This is a genomic window from Microbacterium natoriense (assembly GCF_030816295.1).
Classification (GTDB): Bacteria; Actinomycetota; Actinomycetes; order Actinomycetales; family Microbacteriaceae; genus Microbacterium; species Microbacterium natoriense_A.
Map to the genome: position 1 here is coordinate 1,458,488 of NZ_JAUSXV010000001.1, position 22,759 is coordinate 1,481,246.

General features: G+C 69.1%; 21 protein-coding genes. 8 read left to right on the forward strand and 13 right to left on the reverse strand.

Annotated features, from left to right (window positions below):
• Positions 1–46: 46 nt before the first annotated feature.
• The 3 genes from QFZ53_RS06680 to QFZ53_RS06690 all read right to left on the reverse strand — a co-directional run bounded on the left by QFZ53_RS06680 (position 47) and on the right by QFZ53_RS06690 (position 1,909).
• Positions 47–457, reverse strand: coding sequence for a VOC family protein (locus tag QFZ53_RS06680; RefSeq protein ID WP_292906105.1), 411 nt, complete (start codon positions 455–457; stop codon positions 47–49).
• A gap of 93 nt (positions 458–550) precedes the next feature.
• The gene (locus tag QFZ53_RS06685) at positions 551–817 is read right to left on the reverse strand and encodes a glutaredoxin family protein (protein ID WP_292906107.1); all 267 of its coding nucleotides are present in this window, start codon (positions 815–817) and stop codon (positions 551–553) included.
• 81 nt (positions 818–898) lie between these two features.
• Complete coding sequence (locus QFZ53_RS06690; RefSeq protein WP_307294830.1) at positions 899–1,909, reverse strand: FUSC family protein; 1,011 nt, start codon at positions 1,907–1,909, stop codon at positions 899–901.
• 28 nt (positions 1,910–1,937) lie between these two features.
• Here QFZ53_RS06690 and QFZ53_RS06695 point away from each other — a divergent pair, with 28 nt between their 5' ends.
• Positions 1,938–3,296 carry a M20/M25/M40 family metallo-hydrolase gene (locus tag QFZ53_RS06695; protein ID WP_307294832.1) on the forward strand — a complete coding sequence of 453 codons (1,359 nt, stop codon included), beginning with the start codon at positions 1,938–1,940 and terminating at the stop codon, positions 3,294–3,296.
• Entirely contained in the window at positions 3,293–4,732 is a 1,440-nt protein-coding gene (locus QFZ53_RS06700; RefSeq protein WP_307294835.1) for an MFS transporter, read from the forward strand. Before QFZ53_RS06695 ends, QFZ53_RS06700 begins: the two co-directional genes overlap by 4 nt.
• Here the strand turns inward: QFZ53_RS06700 and QFZ53_RS06705 are convergent, their stop codons facing one another.
• The 7 genes from QFZ53_RS06705 to QFZ53_RS06735 form a co-directional block, all read right to left on the reverse strand.
• Positions 4,733–5,125 (reverse strand): VOC family protein, encoded by a 393-nt coding sequence (locus tag QFZ53_RS06705; RefSeq protein WP_307294838.1) that lies wholly within the window; start codon positions 5,123–5,125, stop codon positions 4,733–4,735.
• A gap of 120 nt (positions 5,126–5,245) precedes the next feature.
• On the reverse strand, positions 5,246–6,415 hold the full coding sequence (locus tag QFZ53_RS06710; RefSeq protein ID WP_292906119.1) for an RtcB family protein: 1,170 nt from the start codon (positions 6,413–6,415) through the stop codon (positions 5,246–5,248).
• A gap of 262 nt (positions 6,416–6,677) precedes the next feature.
• Positions 6,678–7,082 (reverse strand): VOC family protein, encoded by a 405-nt coding sequence (locus QFZ53_RS06715; RefSeq protein WP_307294841.1) that lies wholly within the window; start codon positions 7,080–7,082, stop codon positions 6,678–6,680.
• Between the two features lie 139 nt (positions 7,083–7,221).
• Positions 7,222–7,971 carry a siderophore-interacting protein gene (locus QFZ53_RS06720; protein ID WP_307294842.1) on the reverse strand — a complete coding sequence of 250 codons (750 nt, stop codon included), beginning with the start codon at positions 7,969–7,971 and terminating at the stop codon, positions 7,222–7,224.
• Positions 7,972–8,005: 34 nt separating this feature from the next.
• Positions 8,006–8,212, reverse strand: coding sequence for a hypothetical protein (locus QFZ53_RS06725; RefSeq protein ID WP_307294844.1), 207 nt, complete (start codon positions 8,210–8,212; stop codon positions 8,006–8,008).
• A gap of 19 nt (positions 8,213–8,231) precedes the next feature.
• Positions 8,232–9,188 (reverse strand): DNA-3-methyladenine glycosylase family protein, encoded by a 957-nt coding sequence (locus tag QFZ53_RS06730; RefSeq protein ID WP_307294846.1) that lies wholly within the window; start codon positions 9,186–9,188, stop codon positions 8,232–8,234.
• Between the two features lie 58 nt (positions 9,189–9,246).
• Positions 9,247–9,942: a winged helix-turn-helix domain-containing protein gene (locus tag QFZ53_RS06735; protein ID WP_292906129.1), complete on the reverse strand. Its 696-nt coding sequence runs from the start codon at positions 9,940–9,942 to the stop codon at positions 9,247–9,249.
• Positions 9,943–10,270: 328 nt separating this feature from the next.
• Between QFZ53_RS06735 and QFZ53_RS06740 the strand changes: the two genes are divergently transcribed.
• From QFZ53_RS06740 to QFZ53_RS06750, 3 genes are all read left to right on the forward strand, one after another.
• Positions 10,271–10,579, forward strand: a complete 309-nt coding sequence (locus QFZ53_RS06740; protein ID WP_307294849.1) for a GNAT family N-acetyltransferase — start codon at positions 10,271–10,273, stop codon at positions 10,577–10,579.
• Between the two features lie 111 nt (positions 10,580–10,690).
• The gene (locus QFZ53_RS06745) at positions 10,691–11,860 is read left to right on the forward strand and encodes an exonuclease SbcCD subunit D (protein ID WP_307294850.1); all 1,170 of its coding nucleotides are present in this window, start codon (positions 10,691–10,693) and stop codon (positions 11,858–11,860) included.
• A 16-nt stretch (positions 11,861–11,876) separates the two neighbouring features.
• The gene (locus tag QFZ53_RS06750) at positions 11,877–14,939 is read left to right on the forward strand and encodes an AAA family ATPase (RefSeq protein ID WP_307294852.1); all 3,063 of its coding nucleotides are present in this window, start codon (positions 11,877–11,879) and stop codon (positions 14,937–14,939) included.
• Here QFZ53_RS06750 and QFZ53_RS06755 read toward each other — a convergent pair.
• Genes QFZ53_RS06755 through QFZ53_RS06765 form a run of 3 tightly spaced genes read right to left on the reverse strand, consistent with a single transcriptional unit; the run spans position 14,923 to position 17,273 of the window.
• Positions 14,923–16,149, reverse strand: a complete 1,227-nt coding sequence (locus QFZ53_RS06755) for an MFS transporter (RefSeq protein ID WP_307294855.1) — start codon at positions 16,147–16,149, stop codon at positions 14,923–14,925. The genes QFZ53_RS06750 and QFZ53_RS06755 overlap by 17 nt on opposite strands.
• 47 nt (positions 16,150–16,196) lie before the next feature.
• Positions 16,197–16,667, reverse strand: coding sequence for a MarR family winged helix-turn-helix transcriptional regulator (locus QFZ53_RS06760; RefSeq protein WP_307294858.1), 471 nt, complete (start codon positions 16,665–16,667; stop codon positions 16,197–16,199).
• Positions 16,668–16,715: 48 nt separating this feature from the next.
• Positions 16,716–17,273 carry a phosphorylase family protein gene (locus QFZ53_RS06765; protein ID WP_292906141.1) on the reverse strand — a complete coding sequence of 186 codons (558 nt, stop codon included), beginning with the start codon at positions 17,271–17,273 and terminating at the stop codon, positions 16,716–16,718.
• 96 nt (positions 17,274–17,369) lie between these two features.
• On the opposite strand from QFZ53_RS06765, the gene nadE reads away from it, so the two are divergent.
• From nadE to QFZ53_RS06780, 3 genes are all read left to right on the forward strand, one after another.
• On the forward strand, positions 17,370–18,188 hold the full coding sequence (gene nadE, locus QFZ53_RS06770) for an ammonia-dependent NAD(+) synthetase (RefSeq protein WP_292906143.1): 819 nt from the start codon (positions 17,370–17,372) through the stop codon (positions 18,186–18,188).
• Positions 18,189–18,377: 189 nt separating this feature from the next.
• The gene (locus QFZ53_RS06775; protein WP_307294860.1) at positions 18,378–21,842 is read left to right on the forward strand and encodes a TM0106 family RecB-like putative nuclease; all 3,465 of its coding nucleotides are present in this window, start codon (positions 18,378–18,380) and stop codon (positions 21,840–21,842) included.
• Entirely contained in the window at positions 21,842–22,609 is a 768-nt protein-coding gene (locus QFZ53_RS06780) for a hypothetical protein (RefSeq protein WP_307294862.1), read from the forward strand. Before QFZ53_RS06775 ends, QFZ53_RS06780 begins: the two co-directional genes overlap by 1 nt.
• Positions 22,610–22,759: the final 150 nt, after the last annotated feature.

The window sequence follows — 22,759 nt, forward strand, 5'->3', positions numbered from 1 at the left end:
CAGTATCAGGGGGTCTCGGCGTCGTCGAACGGTCGCCGAGGCCAGGTCAGGTCGGGTCGCCGTTGAGCATCCAGTTCACGCCGAAGCGGTCCACGAGCATGCCGAACAGGCCGCCCCAGGGCGCCTCAGCCAGCGGCATCGTCACGGTGGCGCCGTCGGACAGGCCGTCCCACACGGCATGCGTGGCCTCGGCGGAGGTTCCGCTCAGCGAGACCGAGAACCCCTGCGGTGCCACGTACGGCATCGAGCTCGGGGTATCCGACGCCATCAGGACCAAGCCGTCCGGCGTCGTGAGCTGCGCGTGCATGACGAGGTCGCCTTCGCTCGGGTCCTGGATCATGTCGGGGAATTCCGAGAAGACGTTGACGTCGAGATCGCCCCCGAGCACGCCCTGGTAGAACTCCATGGCCTGACGCGCGTTGTCGCGGAAGGAGAGATACGGATTGAGATTGGCCATGTCGGCTCCCGGTGTCGAGTGGATGCACGCGAGGGTTCCAGGCGGGCAGGCCCAGTCTGCGCCGGGTGCGTCGCCCCCGCAAGAGCCTCCGGATCAGCCGGGGAGCGCCTTGACGGCGGCGGTGAGCACCTGAGGAACGGTGGGCACACCCTCAGCGCGGAACACTTCGGCGCCGGCGTCGTCGCGGATCACGACGGTCGGAGTGAAGCGGATGTCCAGCGCCTCTGCGGCATCCGGATCTCGCGCCACGTCGATCTCCGTCACGGTCGCCCCCGGCAGGAACCGCGCCGCATCGGCGAGCACCGCTCGCGTGCGTGAGCACGCCCCGCAGAACGACGAGCTGATCAGGGTGAGTTCCATCGTCGCCTTTCGTGTCCGTGCAGGACTCCGTCTGTTCCAACCGGCCGCGGTCCGCCGATGTTCCCTAGGCCTGCGTGCCGGTCAACGCTCGGTGGGCGCGGTCCGCGGATGCAGGACGCCGGATGCCGCACCGAGAGCCGCACCGACGAGGGTGTCGACGATGCGCTCGAACGCGATGTCGAGCGAGCCGATCGTGCCCGTCGCGGCTCCCGCGAGCAGCAGCACCATCGGCGTGATGAAGACGAGCGCGAGTGCGTAGTGACGCACGACGATGATCTCGATCGTGAACTGAAGGACGCCCAGCAGAAGGGCCAGCAGCAGCCCGGACGGGTGCAGCAGCACCAGCAGCGCGTACACGCCCGCGCCGACGACGGTGCCCAGCATCCGATGCAGCCCGCGCTCGAAAGCGGCCCTGCGTGCGGCGGCCACTCCGATCACGGCGATACCGGAGCCGACGACCCAGTACGTGCGGGTGGGGTCGATCACCAGACCGAGCAGCACACCGATCGCGGCCACCAGCGCGACGCGGAGCAGCAGCATCCGTCCGTCGGGTGTCAGCGTCGGGCCGGGGAACAGCGCACGAAGGGTGCGCGAGGCCCTGTTCCGCACACGAGGCAGCACGAGCGGCGTCAGCGACAGGAGATACGAGAACAGGCATCCTGCGGCGAACGCCGCGACGTACAGTCCACCGCCGATGGCTCCGGAGCCGACGATGTGCGCCGCGAGACCGAAGGTCAGGACGAAGAAGAGCGGGCCAGGGGGTCCGAGTCGGAACCCGAAGGCGAGCGCAGCGCTCGCGATCGCGATGATGACCAGACCGGCGCTCGCGAGCCAGATCGCACTGGACGCGAGAGCGCCGAGCCCGGCCGCGGCGATGAGCGCCGCACCGACGATCGGCAGCACGCGTGCGCGCTCGACCACCGGCAGCGAGCCGTAGTGCAGCACCGTGAACGCGCCGGACGCCGCCAGATATCCGAGTGCAGGCTGGCCCGCGATCGTCATCACGGCGATCGGCACCGAGATGCCGAGCGCCGCCTGCAGCGCGAGCTGCCAGCGCGGACCGCGCGAGGGGGCGAAGGCGAACAGACTCACCCTTCCATCCTCGCAGGCGGGGGATACGATGGCGGGCGTGACCGCACCCCGCCCCGGCATCGCCGAGCGACTCTCGCAGATGATCCGGCTTCCGACCGTGTCGGCCGAGCTCGGTGAGCGAGGCCTCGAGCCTTTCGAGTCGTTCGTCGCGCTGATCGCCGAGCAGTACCCGCTCCTGCACGAGAGCCTGGCGCTCGAGCGGCACACCGAGTTCGGGCTGCTGTTCCGCTGGATGGGAACGGGTGCCGGCGATCCGCTCGTGCTCATGGCGCATTACGACGTCGTCCCGGTCGACGAGAGCGACGAGTGGACTCACCCGCCATTCGCCGGCGTGATCGCCGACGGCGTCGTCCACGGCCGGGGAGCACTCGACGACAAGGGCCCGCTGATCGTCGTGCTCGAGGCAGTCGAGAACCTGCTCGCCGCAGGCTTCACGCCCGCGCGCGACGTCTATCTGAGCTTGGGCGGTAACGAGGAGACCTTCGGCGACGCAGCCGAGGAGATCGCGCGGGTTCTCCGCGAGCGGGGGATCACGCCGTGGCTCGTCGTCGACGAAGGCGGCGCGGTCGTCGAGGCGCCGTTGCCGTTCGTGCCGGGCCGTGCGGCGATGATCGGCGTGGGGGAGAAGGGTGTGATGACGGTGCGGTTGTCGGCGCGCGGCGACGGCGGTCACGCGTCAGCGCCGCCCACTCTGACGGCGGTGCGGCGGATCGCGAGAGCGGTCGACCGACTGGGCCCTCGCACGTTTCGCCCGCGGGCGTCGAAGGCGATCGGTCGGATGCTGACGCAGCTCGCCGCGCAGACGCCGGGTCCCGCACGGCACCTGCTGCGCCTGCTCGGATCAGCGCCGCTGCTCACCGGCCAGGTCTTCGCGGCGCTGGGTGGCGAACCGGCCGCACTCGTGCGGACCACGGTGGCGGCGACCATGCAGTCCGGAGGGACGGCTGCGAACGTGCTGCCGTCCGCAGCATCCGCCACTGTCAACCTGCGCATCGCTCTCGGGGAGACCGCGCAGCAGACCGTGCTGCGGGTCCGCCGTCGCATCCGGGACCCGCTCGTGTCGGTCACCGTCGTCGAGGCGAGCGAACCCTCGCCCGAGTCGCCCACCGACAACGACCAGTTCGCCCTGCTCGCCGAGGCGCTGGCCGTCTCGCATCCGGGCGTCGCACCCGTGCCCTACGTGATGATGGCCGCCACCGATTCTCGGCATTTCCACCGCTTCGCGCCGGCGGTGTACCGCTTCGCACCGCTCGACATGTCGAATGCCCAGCGCGCGTCCATCCACGGAGTCGACGAGAACGTCGAGATCGCGGCGTTGGAGCTAGGAGAGCTGTTCCATCGGACACTCATCGAATCGCTCACCGCCCCGGAACAGGAGCAGCGATGACCCGCACCCGCACTCTCGGCACCCTCGCGACCGTCGTCGGCTTCCTCGCCTTCGTCGAGTTCACCAGCGGCGTGCTGCAGGGCTACTACACCCCCATGCTCACCGACATCGCCCGGCATCTGGGCGTGCACGACGCAGACGTGAACTGGCTCGAAGGCACTCAGCTGATGCTCTCGGCCCTCGTCGTACCCGCCTTCGCCAAGCTCGGCGACATGGTGGGCCACAAGCGGATGCTGCTCATCTCGACGGCGCTGACCGCCGCGGCCGCTCTGGTGCTGCCGTTCACCGACTCGTTCGAGCTGTTCCTCATCGCGTGGGCGCTGATGGGCTTCTACGTCGTGTGGCTGCCGCTGGAGATCGCCCTGATCTGGTCGCGATCTCGGCGCCTGGAGGGGCGCTCGTCGATCACGGCGAAGGCGGCTGGTCTGCTCGTCGCCGCGCTCGAAGGCGGGGCGATCATCGGCGCCCTCGTCGGCGGTGCGCTGATCGACGTGCTGCCGCTGACCGTCGTGCTGCTGGTGCCCGCACTCCTCGTCATCATCTGCTTCTTCGTCGTGCTCCTCGGGGTGAAGGAATCGCCCGAGCCGACCGGCGGCGTGTTCGACACGGTCGGAGTGGTGCTGATCTCGATCGCCCTGCTGTGCTTCACCGGAGGGCTCGCCCTCCTTCGGCTCGAAGGAGGGCTCACGAACCCGTGGTCGTGGGCGGTGGTCGTGCTCGGCGTCGTGCTCGTGGTCCCGTTCGCGCTGTGGGAGCTTCGTCACCCCGATCCGCTCATCGACGTGCGCATGTTCCGCTCGCCGGCGCTCGGTCCGGTCTTCCTCACCGCCGGCCTTTTCGGGGTGAGCGTGCTGGGCGCCCAGGCGCCGCTGTCGACGTTCGCGCGCACCGATCCGTCGGTCTACGGCTATGGTCTCGGCACGACGGGCTTCGCCACCTCGCTCATCATCGGCATCTACCTGATCGCCATGATCGGCGGCGCCCTGCTGTTCCCGATGGTCGCCCGCGCCGTCACCCCGAGACTGACCCTCATGGGCGCATCGGTGCTCGTCGGCGTCGGCTTCCTGATGTTCGTGCCGTTCCATGACGCCTACGCGCAGGTCATCGCGAACATGGTGGTCGTCGGGGTCGGTTCTGGCGCCCTCGTCGCCGCGCTCCCGGCGGCCGCGGCATCTGCGGCTCCGGCGAGCCAGACCGGCGTTGCGACCGGCCTCACGAACTCGGTCAAGACCGTCGGCGGCGCCATCGCGTCGTGCGTCTTCGGCATCGCGCTGTTGCACGGGGTGAGCGGAGCCGCGGCCGAGGGCACCGCAGGATCGTTCGCGGGCTACGTCACGGTATGGGTCGTCTGCGGCGTCACCGCGCTCGCCGCCGCTGCGCTGCTCGTGTTCGTGCCGAAGGAGTCGTTCACCGACCGTGAGGTCGTGGCCGTCTGATCAGTCGCGAGGGTTGTACATGAACTCCAGGCGGATGCCGTTGTCGTCCTCCACGAACGAGGCGTAGTAGCGCTCGCTGAAGCGCGGATACTCCTTGGGATCGCGCACCGCGCTCCAGCCGGCCGCGATCGCGATGTCGTGCATCCTGTCGACGTCGGCACGCGAGTCGACCGCATAAGCGAGATGCTGCCAGCCCACCTTGCCGTGCCGGTGCACGCCGTCCTCCCGGGCCGGGTACAGCAGCACCTCCGGTTCGTCGTCCTTCCGCCAATAGGCGAGGTCTTCGGCGTCGTGCGCGCGGACGTAGCCGAGCGCCTCGAAGACGGGGTGGAACTGAGCGGATGCCGCGGGCACCGACTCGACGCTGATGCCGATGTGATCGAAAGTCGCCATGAGACCAGTCTCGCCCACCGTCGACCCGGGCACGGCTTCGGAGAGCGGATGCGGCGTGCCGCAGCATCCGCTCTCCTCGCGGCACGCCGCTCGCCGTCTCCGAAGCCGTGCTCGGGGGACTCAGTTCCCCTTGACGTTCACCAGCTGGCGCAGCGTGTGCCGGATCGACACGAGGTCACCGGCATCCGCCATCACCTGGTCGATCGGCTTGTACGCCTGCGGGATCTCGTCGATGAAGGCGTCGGTGTCTCGGAACTCGATCCCGACCATCGCCTCACGCAGCTGCTCGTGCGTGAACGTCCGCCGTGCCGCCGACCGCGAGTACTCGCGCCCGGCGCCGTGCGGCGAGGAGTTCAGCGACAGCGGGTTGCCGAGCCCCTCGACCACGTACGACGCGGTTCCCATCGATCCGGGGATCAGCCCCGGTCGACCGGCATCCGCCTGGATCGCTCCCTTACGAGACACCCACACCTGCTTTCCGAAGTGCCTCTCGGACTCGGTGAAGTTGTGATGGCAGTTGATCCGCTCCTGCTCGTCGACCGCGCCTCCGAGGAAGTCCGACACCTGCCGCACGACCCGGTCCATCATCTCCTCCCGGTTCAGCAGCGCGAAGTGCTGCGCCCACCGGAGCTCCCTGATGTACTGCGTGAACTCCGGGGTTCCCTCGACCAGGTAGGCCAGGTCGGGGTCGGGGAGGTCGATCCACCATCGCTTCGCCAGCCGCTGCGCGATGACGATGTGGTGCATGGCGATCTTGTTGCCGACGCCTCGTGAGCCCGAGTGCAGGAACAGCCAGATGCGGCCCAGCTCGTCGGTCGAGATCTCGATGAAGTGGTTCCCCGAGCCGAGCGATCCCAGCTGCAGTCGCCAGTTGCCCGCGTACTTCGCGGGGTCGAACCCGGCCTTCTCGGCGAGGGCCTCGAGCTCGGCGATCCGCGGCTCGGCGGTGGCCACGACCTTGCGGTTGTGGTGACCCGCCGACAGTGGAACGGCGCGTTCGATGGCTTCCCGCAGCGGGGTGAGGTCGCGTCCGTCGAGCGCGTCCTTCGTGAACTGCGTGCGCACGGCGATCATGCCGCAGCCGATGTCGACCCCGACGGCCGCGGGAATGATCGCGCCGAGCGTCGGGATGACCGATCCGACGGTCGCCCCCTTGCCGAGGTGCGCATCCGGCATCAGCGCCAGGTGCGGGTGGATGAACGGCATGCGCGCCGTGGTCTTCGCCTGATCGAGCGTCTTCTCGTCGATCAGCGAAGCCCATGACAGCAGCCGTGCGGAGAGCCTCTCCATGGTTCCTTTCCTTCTCTGCGGTTTCAGTCACAGGTCGGGAACTCATGAAAAAAGCCCCGGACCTGACGGTGCGGGGCAGGGGACAGCGGATGCTGTCACACGGCGCGCGCCGGAGGGTACGACTCGTAGCGGTCATTGCGCTTCTGATCGAAGGCAAGGACCGTGGGAAGCACGCGCATGGCGGTCATTCCGTCGTCTCCTCGGCTGAGTGCTGCGCCGGTCGGCACAGCTTTGCCACGATAGGGGAGGCTGGCTGGCGGTGTCAAGACTCCCGCGGCGGGTTGTATATGAACTCGAGACGGATGCCGTTGTCGTCCTCGACGAACGACGCGTAGTAGCGCTCGTTGAACCTCGGGAAGAGCTTCGGCTCGCGCACGACGGTCCAGCCCGCGCCCACCGCCACGGCATGAAGACGATCGACCTCCTCAGGGGAGTCGATCGAGAAGGCGAGGTGCTGCCAGCCGACGCGGCCGTGCACGTGCGGCCCGGTGCTCTCCTCGAGGGGCGCGAAGATGATGATCTCGGTGTCGTCGCCGTGGTGCCACGAGATCCCGCCCTCCTCCTCGGTGCCGAGCTCGTAGCCCAACGCCGTCAGCACGGGGTGGAACTGGGCGCGGCCGCGCGCGACGTCGGCGACGGTGATGCCCAGATGATCGACGAGTGCCATGCATCCAGTCTCGCGGATGCTGCGGCCGATGCGCGAACCGTCGCCGAGAGCACATGATGTCGCCGAGTGCACGGGATCCGCACGTTGACCGGCCGTGCACTCGACGGGATGCCGTGCACTCGCCGCACCACTGCGCAGATCAGTGTGGGGCGTGGTACTCGGCCTCGCCGCGCTTCCAGTAGCCCTTCACGACGGCGCGCGAGGTGTCGACGTCCCAGCGCTCGAGCAAGGCGCGGCCGGGCTTGACGATCGACTGCTCGGCGGCGATGAACACGAACGGGTCGGCGCCGGCATCCGCTTCGGTGAGCGCGTCGAGGCGTGCGATCAGCGCCGAGCCGGCAGCTGCGCTGCCACGGTGCACCCACTCGATGTCCACGGGGGCGTCGATGTCCACCTGGTGGTCGGCGTCCACCGTCTCGACGAGGATGCGGGCAGGAGAGCCCGTGGGGATCAGGGCGGCGAAGCGCCGGATCGCGGGAATGGCCGTCTCATCGCCCGCGAGCAGCCACGATCCGGGCGTTCCTTCGAGCACGGCCGAACCCCGTGGCCCGCCGACGCCGATGGATGAGCCCAAGGAAGCAGTCGCCGCCCAGCGCGCAGCGACCCCCTCATCTCCATGCACCGCGAACTCGACTTCGAGCCAGTCGTCTTCCCAGGCGAGAGGCGTGTACTCGCGGCTCGGGGACGCGCGCACCTCCTCGATAGAGCCGATCGGGCCTGTCGGGAAGAACAGGCGCATGTGATCGTCGGAGCCCAGAGAGTCGAATCCGGCCAGATCGCTGCCGGTCAGGCGCACCCGCACGAAATCGGGGGCGAGCCAGTCGCGAGAGGCCAGGGTGACGATGCGGAAGCGCAGCTCGAGGCCACGACGCTCAAGGGAGAAGCTCATGAGGCGAGGCTATCCCGATCAGCCATGCGGCGGCTCAGAGTTCGATGCCGTTGTCCTCGTCGTTCACGCCTTCATGGTGCCCACGGCGGGATTCGAAGCCGAGGAACCACCCGAACCAGACGATCACGGCGAGCAGCACGCCCAGCCACACGTTCTCGAAGATCAGCCCGATGATGACGCCGAGCACGAGGAGCCCGGCGGAGACGGCGACGCGGATGCCGGTGCGCGGAGCGGAGTTCATGCGATTCAGCCTAGGGGTCTCACCGTCGCCGGTGATCCTCGGGTGCGAGGCGCGGACCGCGGCGCGGTTCGCGCATGCCGCTCGCGAGGATCAGCCGGATCACCCGCTGGCGCTGCCCGGCCCAGGGCGCGAGCAGTTCGAGCATGCCGTCGTCATCGGTGCGCGCGCCGGCGAGGGCGTAGCCCACCTCGTGGGCGAGGTGATAGTCGCCGATGCTCACGGCATCGGCGTCGCCGAGAGCCCGGATGCGGGTCTCGGCGGATGTCCAGATGCCGATGCCGGGAAGGCTCGTCAGAACCCTGTCGCGGGCCGGGCCGTCGGGTGAAGCCAGCAGGGCGCGCTCGATGCTCGCCCCTCGCTCGGCCGATCGTGCGATCGTCTTCGACTGCGAAGGCTCCACTCCTGCTCGATGCCACGCCCACGAGGGAATGCTCCGCCACACGGCGGGGGGTGGAGCCGCGAACATCGGCCGGGGCGTCGGCCCCGGTGCGCGCTCGCCGAAACGTGAGACGAGATGCCGCCACGCGCCGAAGGCCTGCAGGCCCGTGACCTTCTGCTCGATGATCGCGCAGGCGAGCGCGTCGAAGACCTGTCCCGTCCTGGTCAGGCGCAGCGAGGGGTGCCTGCGGGCGGAGTCGGCGATCACCGGATGCAGCGAGGCGTCGAAGCCGTCGTCATCGTCGCTCGCTCCGCAGAGATCGGGCACGGTGTCGAGCGCATGAGACGCACCGACTCCCCACGCCGTCGCCCTGATCTCGCCCGACGACTCGCGCAGGGCCAGGGTCGCCACGCCAGAGGGCGTCCGTACCGCGCGCCAGAGCACCGGTCCGTCGATCACGGTCGTCGGATCGTTCGGACCGCGGCGCAGCACGCCGACCGTACGCAGCAGGTCGACCGGTCTCGCAGGGCGGTAGACGGACTGGAGCGGGGCAGCGGATGCCACAGCATCCGATTCCGCACCCGCCGTCAACGTCATGCGAACACCCTACGCGGCGCTGCCGACGTCGAGATGAGAGCCGCGTGCGGCAGTCGGGTCAGAAGCGGTCGGGCGAGGGGGTGCCGTGGCCGTAGCGGATGACGACGTCGGCGTGACGGTCGAAGCGGTAGCCGATTCCACGGACGGTGCGCACGATGTCCTCGTAGCGGCCGAGCTTGGCGCGCAGGCGACGCACGTGCACGTCGATGGTGCGCTCGCCGGGAGTCTCGTCGTCCTGCGCCTGCCACAGCGCCGAGACGAGCTCGCTGCGCTCGATGGTGCGGCCCTCGCGGAGGACCAGGTACTGCAACAGCTCGAACTCCTTGTAGGTGAACGCGGCGGATTCGCCGTCGATCAGCACGCGCTTGCGCGAGATGTCGACGACCACGCCGCCTTCCTCGTCGGTGGTCTCCTCTTCGGCTGCGGCCTTGGTGCGGGCGATCGCCCCCGGCTCCTGCAGGGCGAGGCGGACGACGTCGAGGTCGCGGCCTCCGGAGCCGTGCGGTGCGAGCGCCACGGTGGCGTGGGTCTCGGCGCCGGGGGCGAGTTCTGCGAGCGTGCGACGAAGCGCGTCGACGAGGAGGGGGAGGCTCACTCCGGCCTCGGCCGCCTTGATCTCGTCGAGTCCGACGTAGAGGGCGAAGCCGCGCGGTGAGCGGACGGCGGGCAGGTCTGCGGCGAGCTGCGCGGCGGAAGAGGCCGACTGGCGGACGGCGGTGGCGGCGGGACGCTCGAGAAGGGCAGTGTTCGACATGATGATGAGTCCTCGGGGACGTGAGCCGATGCGGCTCTGATGCGTTGCATGAATGACCGGGCGGAGCCGGAGAGATCGAGCAAGGGTGGGTGCTCGGAGACCCTGCCCCGCAGATCGCGAGGGGTCAGGTCAGGCGGGGTGGCTGTTCGTTCAGCGACACATTCGGCAACACATGCCAACGCGACCGGGCATCATCATCCCGGCAGTCCTGTTCGCCTCCTGGGCGGACAAAGGGCGTGCGTTGGTGGTCATGGGGGGATTATGTCTGAAGAAGTCACCGCGTGTCAAAACGACCCTCGCCCCACCCGGCCGGCGTAACGTTGCCGGAATGACCACCGAGAGTGCGATAAAGGGTTTCATCTTCACGGACGAGAAGGATGCCTCCCGCTACACCCTGATGCATGACGGGCAGCTCGTGAGCGTGCTCGACTATCGCGACGACGGTCGGACGATCTCGCTCACGAGAGCCTTCACGATCCCGACTTTCCGCGGGAGGGGCTACGCGGCGAAGGTCGTCGAGAGGGCTGTCGCCGACCTCGAGACCCGCGGCGATCGGCATGTGATCCCGGTCTGCTGGTACGTCGCGGACTGGTTCGACGCGCACCCGGAGCACGCTTCACTTCTGCGTACACGATGATCTGAACTCTGTGACACTGTGTTACGGAGGCGGCACCGTCCCTCTGCCGGTTCGTGCCCTCGAGCGGCACGCCTCAGAGGGAATGTCCGAGGCCGTCCGTAGCGTGTGAGTATGCGAATCCTGCACACCTCCGACTGGCACATCGGCCGCACGTTCCATGGCAGCTCGACCATGGATGCGCTGGCCGAGGTGCTGGGCGCGCTCACGGTGCAGGTGCGCGACAACGAGGTCGACGTCGTGATCGTCGCGGGCGACGTCTTCGACTCCGCGACGCCGGCGGGGCCGGCGTACACGCTCCTCAGCGACACCCTTCTCGCTCTCGCCGATTCCGGGGCTCGGATCATCGTGACAAGCGGCAATCACGATTCCGCCGCACGCCTCGGTTTCCAGGCGCGGCTGCTGCGCGACGGCATCCACGTGCTGACCGATCCGCTCGCCATCGGCGCACCGGTGACGGTGGCAGATGCTGACGGCCCGGTGCACTTCTTCGGCATCCCGTATCTCGAGCCGGCCATCGTCCGACAGCACTTCCCTGCCGCCGGAGAAGGAGGCGCCGAGCTTCGCACCCAGGCCCAGACCATGGCGCACGCGATGAGCCTCGTGCGGGCCGGGATGGCCGAGCACGAAGGGCGTTCGGTCGCGATCGCGCACTGCTTCGCCGCGGGCGTCGATGCGACGGTCGGGCTCGAGCGCGAAGTGCGCCAGGGCGGTCTCGACATGGTCCCGCTCGAGGTCTTCGACGGGCCCGACTACGTGGCGCTCGGGCACATCCACGGTCGGCAGCAGCTCAGCGAGCGGGTGCGCTACGCGGGTGCGCCCCTGCACTACAGCTTCGGCGAGCAGGACAAGCCGCGCGGATCCTGGCTCATCGACCTCGATGCCGATGGGCTCGCGAACGTCGCCTGGCTCGCGCTGCCGGTGCCGCGTGCACTCGTCACCCTCACCGGAACGCTCGACGACATCCTGTCGGCCGACAACGTGGCCGCGCATGCAGAGCATTGGGTGTGCGCGGTCTACACGGACGCGCTGCCGCAGGCCGAGCCGATGCGCCGGCTGCGTGAGCGCTTCCCATACTGCGCGATGGTGCAGCACCAGCCCGCTGTGACCGGAGCAGCCGAGGTGCGCACGTACTCCGAGCGCCTGCGCACCGCGGTCACCGACACCGACCGCATCGAGGCGTTCCTCGAGCACGTGCGCGCGGGGCAGGGAGCGAGCGAACGCGAGCGGGTGCTGATCCGCGAGGTGCTCGACGATCGGGTGCGGGCCGAGGCCCTCGTATGATCCCGAAGATGCTCTGATGCGACTGCATCGCCTCGAGGTCGAGGGGTTCGGCCCGTTCCGAGCGCGCCAGGTCGTGGACTTCGACGCCTTCGCCGACGATGGGATCTTCTTGATCGCCGGGCGCACGGGCGCGGGCAAGTCGAGCATCCTCGATGCGGTGTGTTTCGGCCTGTACGGCGGTGTGCCGCGATACGACGGCGGCGAGAAGCGGGTGCGCTCCGACCACAGCGACCCCGACGAGATCTCAGAGGTCGTCGTCGAGTTCAGCACACCGGCCGGGAGGTTCCGGGTGACCCGGTCACCGGAGTATCTGCGACCGGCCAAGCGCGGCGGAGGCATGACGAAGCAGGCGGCGGGGGTCTCACTCGACGAGTGGACGGATGCCGGATGGATCGGCCGAGCCGCCCGCGCCGTCGATGTCGGGAACGAACTCGACGAGATCCTTCAGCTCAGTCGCGAGCAGTTCCTGCAGGTGATACTCCTCGCGCAGAACCGGTTCTCGGAATTCCTGCTCGCGAACAGCAAAGATCGACAGGCACTGCTGCGGCGCCTGTTCGGAACCGAGCGGTTCGACGACGTGCAGGCTCGTTTCGACGCTCGGCGGCGGGCTGCGGAGCAGGCTCTGGGCACCCGGCTCGCGACAGTGGCCGCGCGGGTCGAGGAGGCCGAGCGTCTGGCCACGGATGCACAGCTGTGGGGTGACGCGGGTGTCGGCCCTTTGGAGGCGGAGGGTGCGGTCGCGCCCGAATCCGCGAGCGGAGCGCGAGCCGCCGCAGCTGCGCGGATCGATGCGACGACCGAGGAGCGGCTCGACGATCTCCGCCGTGCCCGGTCCCGCGCCGAGTACCGCAGCGAGCGGCGCGCGGCCGATCGTGAAGATGCCGAGGCGCGACTGGCAGCGGCGGACGCCGCATTGTCGGCCTTGCGCGAAGACCGCCGCGCGCAAGCTGAACGCGATCGGGCCCGCCTCGCGCTCACGCGGCTCGAGGGCGAGGCCACGGAGATCTCAGCGGTCGCTGTCGAGCTCCGTGAGGCTCGGTCGGCTGAGGCTCTGCGAGCCACGATCATCGCGGCGACGAAGGCCAGCGCATCGCTCGAAGCCGCGGTCGAGCTCGAGCGGGGTGCACGGATCGCGTGGGAGTCATTCGACGGCGCCGAGCTGTCGCCGACGGATGCCGAAGACGAAGCAGCGGCGATGCGCGCCTGGGTGGGGGAGCGCATCAAAGCGATGGGGTCGTGGGGGCGCGCAGCCGAACTCGAACGAGGCGCTGCCGCTCTCACCGCCGAACTGCAGGCGTCCCAGGATCGGGTGGCAGCAGCATCCGCTCGCATCGAGGCCGGTGCCGCTGAGCGAGCGACTCTGCCCGAGCGGGTGGCGGCCGTGACGACCGCACGCGACGACGCACGGCGCACGGCCGACCGTGCAGCCGACCTCGCTCGAGTCCGCGACCTCGCGGCCGGGCGGGTGGCGGCGGCTCGAGAGGTCGTGCGGTTGAGCGCGGAGCACGAGGTCGCAGAGCAGTCGCTGGCCGACGCCAGCGCAGCGCTCGCCGCGGAGCAGGCTGCTCTCGCCGGATTGCGCAGGCGCCGCCTCGATGGCTTCGCGGGTGAACTGGCGTCGACTCTCGTCGACGGCGAGCCCTGCCCGGTCTGCGGCTCGGCGGAGCATCCCGCACCGGCGACGCACAGCGATCCCGTCTCCGCCGATGACATCGACGCGGCCGAACGCGTGCGCGACGACGCGGCAGAGCGCGAGCGCGCGGCGGCAGAGACTTCATCGGCACTGCGCGCCGAGGCTGCCGCCGCGGCCTCCCGGGCCGATGGGCGCACAGTCGACACCGCCGAGACCGAACTGGCGGCTGCGACGGAAGAGTACGCGAAGAGCGTCACCGCAGCGGACGCACTCGCCCGACTCGACGAGGAGCTCGCCGAGCTTCGCGCACGCCTCGAGCACCTCGAGGGACAGCGTGCGGCAGATGACGCGGAATCCGCGTCGGCCCGAGAGCAGCTCGCACTGCTGCAGCAGCGCAGCACGGACGCTGCGACGCAGATCGATGACGCTCGAGGCGAGTTCGCCACCGTGGCTGAACGGATCGCCGACACCGAGGTGCGGATCGATGCAGCTCGCCGGCTGGCCGGGGCGATCGAGGACCGTCAGCGCCGTGCGCTGGCCGCCGTCGACGCCCACGAAGAGCAGCAGGCCGCGCTTGAGGCGTCGGACTTCACCGAGGTAGAGGAGGTCGAGCAGGCGTTGCGATCGCCGGCGGAGCAGGATGCGCTGCAGCGTCGGATCGACGAGCACGCCGCTCAGCTCGGCAAGGAGAAGGCGACGCTGCTGGAGCTCGAACTGCTCACTCTGCCCGAGGAGCCCATCGACCTCGCTCCGGCCGAACAGGCGGCGTCGAGCTCCCGTGCGAGCTGGATCTCCGCGGTCGACGTGGCCACGAAGGCCGAGAACGCGGCGCTGCAACTGACCGGACTCATCGAGTCGGCGACCGCCGAGCACGCGGCGACCGCGGAAGACGCTGCCGAGTTCGAGGTGTTGCGCGGCCTCGCCGACACGATCGCGGGCCGCGGTTCGAACACGCACAAGATGACTCTCGAGACCTTCGTGCTCGCCGCCGAACTCGAAGAGATCGTGCAAGCCGCGAACCGACGGCTGCACGACATGTCGACCGGTCGCTACCAGTTGAAGCACTCCGACGCGCTGGCCGCGCGCGGCGCGGCATCCGGGCTGGGCATCGTCGTCTACGACGCTTTCACTGGGCAGATTCGTCCCGCCCAATCACTCTCGGGCGGCGAGACGTTCCTGAGCTCCCTCGCCCTCGCCCTCGGACTCGCAGAGGTTGTGACGTCCCGAGCGGGCGGCATCCGCCTCGACACCCTGTTCATCGACGAAGGCTTCGGATCCCTCGACGGCGACACCCTCGAGGTCGCCATGCGCACACTCGACGAGCTGCGTCAGGGCGGCCGCACGGTCGGCGTGATCAGTCACGTCGAGGCGATGCAGGAGCAGATCCCTGCTCAGCTGCGGGTGCGGGCGACGCCTGAGGGGCCGAGCATCATCGAGACCCGCTGACCGCGTCATCGACGGTCTCGCGATCAGGTCCGCCTGAGGTCGCGCGTCCCAGAGACACGGCCAAGCCGATGCCCACCAGAAGGCCGCCGGCTCCCAGAAGGTAGCCGATGCCGAGATCGGTGGCAGCAGCGAGGCTCGCGACGGCGAAGACGCCGATGGCGCCGCCTGCTTGCTGAGTGGCGGCGAGGAAGGCTGATGCGGCGCCCGCATGCTCAGGTGGCGCCGCACTCATCGCCAGGTCGGTGGCCTGCGGCATCGCAAGACCGAATCCGGCTCCCATCACGACGAAGGCCGGAGCGACATCCATCCAGAAGCTGCCATCGTGCGGCACACGGGCCATCAGCACCATGCCCGCCGCGAAGAAGGCCAGAGCGGCGATGAGCACTCGTTCACTGCCGAACCGGGCGGCGAGTCGAACGGAGAGCCCCAGAGAAGTGATGGCGATCGGCACCGTCACCGCCAGAAACGCGGCCCCGGTCGCGAGCGGGCTGAGGCCCAGTGCGTCCTGCAGGAATAGGGACGAGAGGAACTGGAACGACATCCCCGCGATCACCATGGTGAACAGCACGCCTCCTGCGAGGGTGAAGCGACGGGCGCTGAAGAGGGCACGCGGAACCAGTCCCCCGCTGACGGGGTGGCCGGGCACGCGCTCCATGGTGGCTGCGCCGAGAGCGAGTGCGGCCACACCGATCGGTGCATTCACGAGGAAGACCCACGGCCACGTCGCGAACTCGGTGATCATGCCGCCCGCGACCATGCCGATGGCGCCGCCCGCAGAGCCGATGAAGGCGAGCACCGCGAAGGCCCTCATTCGCGGTGCAGGCTCGGGGAAGAGGTCGGCGATCATGCCCAGCGAGACCGCCGTGGAGAGCCCGCCGCCGACTCCCTGCAGCGCGCGGCCGATGAGGAGCGAAGCGGGATCCCAGGCCAGACCGCAGAGGATGGATGCGGCGGTGAAGAGAGCGACGCCCGTGAGGAAGACGCGCCGGGTGCCCCATCGGTCGCCCAGCCTGCCGGCGGGCAGCAGGACCACGGCGAACGCGGCGAAGAAGGCGTTGACCACCCAGGAGAGCGAACTGTCGGAGAATCCGAGGCCGGAGCGGATCGCGGGGAGAGCGACCGTGACGACCGTGCCGTCGAGGATGACCATCAACTGGGTGGCGGAGAGGGCCAGAAATGCGAGCGAGCGTCGACGCGCGGTGGAAGTCATATTCCGACCGTAACAGATAGTTTTGTATAAAACTATTCTTTGTAGATCTACTTCGTGACGGGCACGCGACGTCGCAGGGTGGCGGTGTGCGAAGGGGTCGCCCACACCGACTCGGTCAGCGTCTGCAGGGTGGAGAGGAAGGTCGCACGCGCGGTGGGCTCGATCGCCACGAGGGCTTCTTCCACGACGGCGTCGTACACGTCGTAGGCGCGACGTAGCGTTTCGAGGCCGGAATCCGTGACGACGACGATCCGGGCGCGACGATCAGAGTCCGACACGCGACGCTCGGCGAGTCCTGCCCTCTCCAGGCCATCAAGCGTCGTGACCATCGTGGTCTTGTCGAGCATGGCGAGTTCTGCCACGACGTTCTGTGTGCGCTCGGCCTCTGCGGCCTTCATGAGCACGCAGAACTCGCGCACGTCCAGTCCGACTTCCTGCAGGGCGGCGCCCAGTTGCGCGGAGAAGGCATATGCCGACTGATTGAGCAGGAATGCCAGGTCGAGACGGATGCCGGTCATATTGCAACTGTAGCAAGATGATCCGCTGTCGGATTGTTTTCTCGCGCCTCAGACGCCGTACGCCGAGGCGACGAACTCGCGAAGCTGCACGCTGCATCGGGCGACGGCATCCCGCCAATCCGTCAGCGCACCGTCTTCGGCGCTGTCCGACACCGCACGGTACACGCGGATGGGCACGCCGAACTGCCCGGCCACCCAGATGTACGCGTAGGTCTCCATGTCGACGAGAGCGGCTCCGGTGGGGCGGATGACCGCCGTGACCTCGGCGTCGTCGACGAAGTGGTCGCCCGTTGCGATGAGGACCCCGTCGCGTCCGGTCGACACGCGGGCGGGAAGCGAGACGTGCTGACCGGAGATGCCGTCGAGGTCGGTGACGTCGTGCTGGAAGGCGGTTCCGACCTCGTGCACGCCCTCGGCCAGATCGGGGTCGATGGCCCCGGCCGTGCCGACCACGACGATCTCGTCATAGGTGTTCGCGTCGAGAGCCCGGGTCAACGCGTACGTCGCCTGGAGCTTCCCGGGGCCCGTGACCAGACGGTCGAATCCGGGCAGGGTGTCGGGAAAGGCGGAGAGCTCGGAGGCGAGTGCGGCGACGAGAAGTTTCACTGCCTCATCTTTTCACTCGGCACCTGGTAGAAACATGTGTCATCCCGCCGTAACAGTCAGGGGGGATACTGGTGTCACAACGAGTGAGGAGCCCCCGTGTCGCTGCAGCAGCAGATCTCTGAAGCCCTCGGCGTGAAGGCCGAGATCGATCCCGATGCCGAAGCGGAGCGGCGGGTGCAGTTCCTCGCCGACTATCTGCGCGCCTCCGGAGCGCGCGGGTTCGTGCTCGGGATCTCCGGCGGGCAGGACTCCACGCTGGCGGGGCGTCTCGCGCAGCTCGCGGTCGAACGAGTCCGCGAAGAGGGCGGCGAAGCGACGTTCCTGGCCGTGCGCCTGCCGTACCGCGTGCAGCACGACGCGGCCGACGCCGACGCCGCGCTGGCATTCATCCAGGCCGATTCCTCAGTCGAGGTGAACATCCAGAACGGGGTCGACGGCGTCGAGGAGGACATCGAGTTCGCCGTCACGAGCGACATCAGCGACTTCAACCGCGGCAACATCAAGGCCCGCGTGCGCATGGTCACGCAGTACGCGCTCGCCGGCCATGAGGGCAAGCTCGTGATCGGCACGGACCACGCCGCCGAGGCGGTGACGGGCTTCTACACGAAGTTCGGAGACGGAGCGGCCGACCTGCTGCCTCTCTCGGGACTCAGCAAGCGTCAGGGACGCGCCGTGCTGAAGAGCCTCGGCGCGCCGGAGCGGTTGTACCTGAAGGTGCCGACGGCCGATCTGCTCGACGGCACGCCCGGGCGCGCTGACGAGGACGAACTCGGTCTCACCTATGAGCAGATCGACGACTTCCTCGAGGGCAAGCAGGTCGATCCCGAGGTCGCCGGCCGCATCGAGGCGAAGTACCTCGCCACCCAGCACAAGCGGCACCTGCCCGCGACACCGGCCGACACCTGGTGGCGCTGAGGCGCTGAGCCGTCGGCGTCGCGGGTGGTGCGGCTCTGCTCGCTTCCGCCTGTGCCACACACCTGGCACCTGTTGGCGGAATCCGCGCGCGATTGCGGCCATCGGTGGCGTCCGAAGGGCGGTCGCGCGAGGGGCGCCCAGACTGCTGCGCGGCCGGGCGTTGTCGGATGCCGCGGCTAGTGTCGAAGCATGCGGATCGATCCCGAATCTCAGCGCGTCATCTGGAGCGCGAGCGACCTCAAAGCGGCGGCCGAGTGCGAGTTCGCGTGGTGCCGGGCGATCGATGCGAAGCTCGGGAGAGTCCCTGCCGTCGAAGAACCCGAAGACGCCACGCTGAAGCGCGCGGCGCTCCTCGGAGACGTGCACGAGCAGAAGGTTCTGGCGCGCTACGTCGACGACCTCGGCGATGATCGTGTGCACCGCATCGAAAAGGTGTCGTCGGTCGATGCCGAGGCTCTCGCCGCGGCCGTCGCAGAGACGATCGAGGCGCTGAACTCCGACGCGACGGTGATCTTCCAGGCCGCGTTCAAGACAGACGAGTTCGTCGGATTCGCCGACTTCCTGCGCCGCGATCCCGACGGGCGCTGGCGCGTCGAAGACTCGAAGCTCGCGCGTCGAGCCAAGGTGACGGCCCTCATGCAGCTCGCGGCATATGTCGATCAACTCGACCGCCTCGGCGTGCCGCGCTCCGACGAGGTCGACCTCATCCTCGGCGACGGCACCCGCAGCACGCACCGGGTCGACGATCTGCTGCCGCTGTTCCAGGTGCGCCGGGCGCGTCTGCGTGCCCTGATCGCCGATCGTGCCATCGCGTCCGGCGCTGCGGGCACGCCGCTGGCCTGGGGCGACGACCGGGGAGATCTCGAGATCGTGGCGTGTGGACGCTGCGCCACGTGCGAAGAGCAGGTCCTTGCGCACCGCGACCTGCTCATGGTCGCCCGCATGCGGCCCGTGCAGCGCGCCCGACTGCGCGTGGGCGGGATCGAGACGATCGACGCCCTGGCCACCGCATCCGATGCCCCTGAGGGCATGAACCCCGACACCTTCGACACCCTGCGCGCGCAGGCGCGGTTGCAGCTGCGCGCCGACGTCGCGGGAGAAGCGACCTTCGAGGTGCACTACGCCGCGGCGATCCACACGCTGCCGGTGCCGAGCCACGGCGACATCTTCTTCGACTTCGAGGGCGACCCTCTGTACACCGAGCCTGCTCCCGACGGCGAGGCCCATTGGGGGCTCGACTACCTGTTCGGCTGGGTCGACAACGCCGATCAGTACAGCGCGCTGTGGGCGCACGACTTCGCGGCCGAGAAACAGGCGCTCGAGGACTTCCTCGATTTCGTCGCCGCCCGTCGCTCCGCGCACCCCGGCATGCACATCTATCACTACGCGCCGTACGAGACCTCGCACCTCGTGGCGATGGCGGCGAGGCATGGCGTGCGCGAGGGTGAGGTCGACAAGCTGCTGCGTGAAGGAGTCTTCGTCGACCTGTATCCGCTGGTCCTGCGGACAGTGCGCGTCGGCTCGCGCTCGTACTCGATCAAGAAGCTCGAGCCGCTGTACATGGGCGACGAGGTGCGCACACAGGACGTGCAGAAAGGCGACGACTCGATCGTGCAGTACGTCGCCGCGCGCGAGCTCGCGGCGGCGGGGGAGCAGGCCGAGGCCGATGCCGTGTTCGCCGATCTCGCCGACTACAACCGCTACGACTGCGTGTCGACGAGGCGATTGCGCAACTGGCTGATCGACATCGCCAGAGAGAAGGGCGTGCGCCCCGCTCCGCCGGATCAGGCCGACGAGATCGTCTACGAACCGTCTCCGCGGTCGGTGTCGCTGCTCGCCGACGCCGCGCACGACGTCGACTCAGGGGGCGACGGACTCGTGCACCGGATCGCCGCAGCCGCGATCGACTACTTCCCCCGCGAGGCGAAGAGCTTCTGGATCTCGCACTTCGCACGACTCCGTGAGCCTGTGACGATGTGGGAGACCACGCGGGACGTCATCCGCATCGACCGTTTCGCGTCGACGGTGCTCCGCGACTGGAGCGTCGGCGAAGGGCGTCGCGTGATGTCGCGCGACATCGAGATCCGGGGAGAGGTCGCGCCCGGCACGACCCTCGGCGCGGGCGGCGAGCCGTTCGCTCTGTACGAGATGCCGGCGCCGTTCGAGATCGACGCACCGTCCAGGGCCGTGCACGCGGCCCGGACTGTCAAGATCGCCGAGGTGCTCGACGACGGCTATCTCATCACCGAGGCCTCGGTGCGCGGCCAGACCTGGGACGAGCTGCCGATCGCTCTGACACCCGCGGCACCGCCGCGGGTGGCCTCTCTGCAGGGGGCGATCGACGAATGGGCGGATGCCGTGCATCTCGCCGCCCCCGATTTTCCCCGCGACGCGGCGACCGACATCCTGCGGCGGATCCCGCCGCGCACGATCTCCGGCGCTCCGCTGCCTGAGGCGGGCGAGGACACGATCGACGCCATCGTGCGCGGCGTTCTCGATCTCGACCGCAGCTACCTCGCGGTGCAAGGTCCTCCCGGCACAGGCAAGACCTTCACGGGTTCTCGCGTGATCGCGCGGCTCGTGAAGGAGCACGGCTTCAAGGTCGGCGTCGTCGCGCAGTCGCACGCGATCATCGACACCCTGCTCGAGCGCGTCGTCGCCGACGGCGTGCCCGCCGGCCAGGTCGGCAAGGCGCCGAAGGACGGCGCCGCCGAACCCTCCTACACGCCTATCCCGAAGGGCGGCATGGCTGCATTCCTCGGAGAGCACGCCGATCACGGCGTCGTGGTCGGCGGTACCGCGTGGGACTTCAGCAACACCCAGCGCGTCGACAGAGCTGGTCTCGACCTCCTCGTGGTCGACGAGGCAGGGCAGTTCTCGCTCGCGTCGACGATCGCCGTGGCCGCCGGTGCCCAGCGCCTCCTGCTGCTCGGAGACCCGCAGCAGCTGCCGCAGGTGAGTCAGGGGGCGCACCCCGAGCCGGTCAACACCTCGGCCCTCGGCTGGGTCATGGACGGTGACGAGGTGGTCAGGCCCGAGTACGGCTACTTCCTCGCGAGGTCGTGGCGCATGCACCCCTCCGTGGCCGCTCCCGTCTCGAAGCTCTCCTACGCCGGAAGACTGGCATCGGCTCCCGTCGCCGCGAAGAGGTCGCTCGACGGAGTCGAGCCCGGGCTGCACGTCGTCGCTCTGCGCCACCGGGGCAACGCGACGGAATCGCCCGAGGAAGCAGCCGAGGTGGTGCGCATCGTGCGCGAGATCGTCGGCCGTACCTTCACCGACGACGATGGCGCTGTGCGTCCCTTGGAGCAGTGCGACATCATCGTCGTCACGCCGTACAACGCGCAGCGCCAACTCGTTCTCGACGCGCTGGCGGCGGCGGGTTTCGGCGAGGTGCCCGTGGGCACGGTCGACAACTTCCAGGGCAAGGAGGCTGTGGTCTCGATCACGTCGCTCGCGGCGTCGAGCGGCCGTGACGCCCCGCGCGGACCCGAGTTCCTGCTGCTGCAGAACCGGCTGAACGTCGCAATCTCGCGCGCGCAGGTCGCGGCTTACCTCATCCACTCCCCGGCGCTGCTCGACGACCTGCCGCACACGCCGGACGGCGTGACACGGCTCAGCGCCTTCGCCCGGCTCGTGGGGGCGGCGAACTGATGCACACGACGGACGACATCATGCGGGCGGCGGCAGCCTGGGTATGGTTCCCGCGCGACAGCGAGCAGCAGAACGACGAGCTGCAGCTGGTGCGCTATCCGGCGCGGTTCGGCGGGGGAGTGCGCGCTTCGCAGGTCGATTCGACGGCCGATGCCGCGGCTGTTGTCGACCATGCGATCGCGCGCACCCGCGCATGGGGTGAATCGCGGCTGACAGTGTGGGTCAGTCCTTCGGACTCGCCTGACCTCGAGCACGAACTGCTGCGCCGCGGCGGCGAGCTTTTCGACACGGTCACCGTGTTCGCCAGCCCTATCGAGGCCATCGAGATCCACATTCCGGTCGGCAGGAGCGCCGAAGTCGTCCGGAGCATCGAGCAGGTGCGAGAGGTCGACGCAATCAATGTGGCGGTGTGGGCGCAGGCGCCCCTCGACGAGGAGGGGCTGAGCACAGAGTTCTCCGACATCTCGACGGTGCTCGCCGCGGGCACCGGTCTACGAGTGCTGGGGCGGATCGACGGCGAACCCGTGAGTACCGGCGGTTGCACGATCGTCGACGGGTTCACCCGCCTGTGGGGCGCAGCGACACTCGAGCACGCACGCGGACGAGGGGCCTATCGTGCGGTGCTCGCGGAGCGGCTGCGTGCGAGCGCTGAACTCGGCGCCCGTACCGCGCTGGTGAAGGGGCGGATCTCCACGTCAGCGCCGATCCTCGCCCGAGCGGGTTTCCGCAACTACGGCGACGAGCGCGGATACCGGCTCGCGGTCTGACGGGGCCTCGCCGTGCGCAGGACCGGTCCTTGCGGATCGCGCTCAGGTACGAAAAGTCGGTGTTTCGGTCGACACGCCGCTGCCGACGGCCGCCTGCGCGGCGTGTCGGTGCGTGGGTCCGACGTTTCGTACGGCGCGGAGCGGCGCGGC

Excerpts from the sequence above, each read along its gene's own strand:
- QFZ53_RS06680 (WP_292906105.1), bottom strand. The coding sequence starts at position 457 with ATGGCCAATCTCAATCCGTATCTCTCCTTCCGCGACAACGCGCGTCAG.
- QFZ53_RS06685 (WP_292906107.1), bottom strand. The coding sequence starts at position 817 with ATGGAACTCACCCTGATCAGCTCGTCGTTCTGCGGGGCGTGCTCACGC.
- QFZ53_RS06695 (WP_307294832.1), top strand. The coding sequence starts at position 1,938 with ATGGCGGGCGTGACCGCACCCCGCCCCGGCATCGCCGAGCGACTCTCG.
- QFZ53_RS06700 (WP_307294835.1), top strand. The coding sequence starts at position 3,293 with ATGACCCGCACCCGCACTCTCGGCACCCTCGCGACCGTCGTCGGCTTC.
- QFZ53_RS06705 (WP_307294838.1), bottom strand. The coding sequence starts at position 5,125 with ATGGCGACTTTCGATCACATCGGCATCAGCGTCGAGTCGGTGCCCGCG.
- QFZ53_RS06710 (WP_292906119.1), bottom strand. The coding sequence starts at position 6,415 with ATGGAGAGGCTCTCCGCACGGCTGCTGTCATGGGCTTCGCTGATCGAC.
- QFZ53_RS06715 (WP_307294841.1), bottom strand. The coding sequence starts at position 7,082 with ATGGCACTCGTCGATCATCTGGGCATCACCGTCGCCGACGTCGCGCGC.
- QFZ53_RS06720 (WP_307294842.1), bottom strand. The coding sequence starts at position 7,971 with ATGAGCTTCTCCCTTGAGCGTCGTGGCCTCGAGCTGCGCTTCCGCATC.
- QFZ53_RS06725 (WP_307294844.1), bottom strand. The coding sequence starts at position 8,212 with ATGAACTCCGCTCCGCGCACCGGCATCCGCGTCGCCGTCTCCGCCGGG.
- QFZ53_RS06730 (WP_307294846.1), bottom strand. The coding sequence starts at position 9,188 with ATGACGTTGACGGCGGGTGCGGAATCGGATGCTGTGGCATCCGCTGCC.
- QFZ53_RS06735 (WP_292906129.1), bottom strand. The coding sequence starts at position 9,942 with ATGTCGAACACTGCCCTTCTCGAGCGTCCCGCCGCCACCGCCGTCCGC.
- QFZ53_RS06740 (WP_307294849.1), top strand. The coding sequence starts at position 10,271 with ATGACCACCGAGAGTGCGATAAAGGGTTTCATCTTCACGGACGAGAAG.
- QFZ53_RS06745 (WP_307294850.1), top strand. The coding sequence starts at position 10,691 with ATGCGAATCCTGCACACCTCCGACTGGCACATCGGCCGCACGTTCCAT.
- QFZ53_RS06750 (WP_307294852.1), top strand. The coding sequence starts at position 11,877 with ATGCGACTGCATCGCCTCGAGGTCGAGGGGTTCGGCCCGTTCCGAGCG.
- QFZ53_RS06755 (WP_307294855.1), bottom strand. The coding sequence starts at position 16,149 with ATGACTTCCACCGCGCGTCGACGCTCGCTCGCATTTCTGGCCCTCTCC.
- QFZ53_RS06760 (WP_307294858.1), bottom strand. The coding sequence starts at position 16,667 with ATGACCGGCATCCGTCTCGACCTGGCATTCCTGCTCAATCAGTCGGCA.
- QFZ53_RS06775 (WP_307294860.1), top strand. The coding sequence starts at position 18,378 with ATGCGGATCGATCCCGAATCTCAGCGCGTCATCTGGAGCGCGAGCGAC.
- QFZ53_RS06780 (WP_307294862.1), top strand. The coding sequence starts at position 21,842 with ATGCACACGACGGACGACATCATGCGGGCGGCGGCAGCCTGGGTATGG.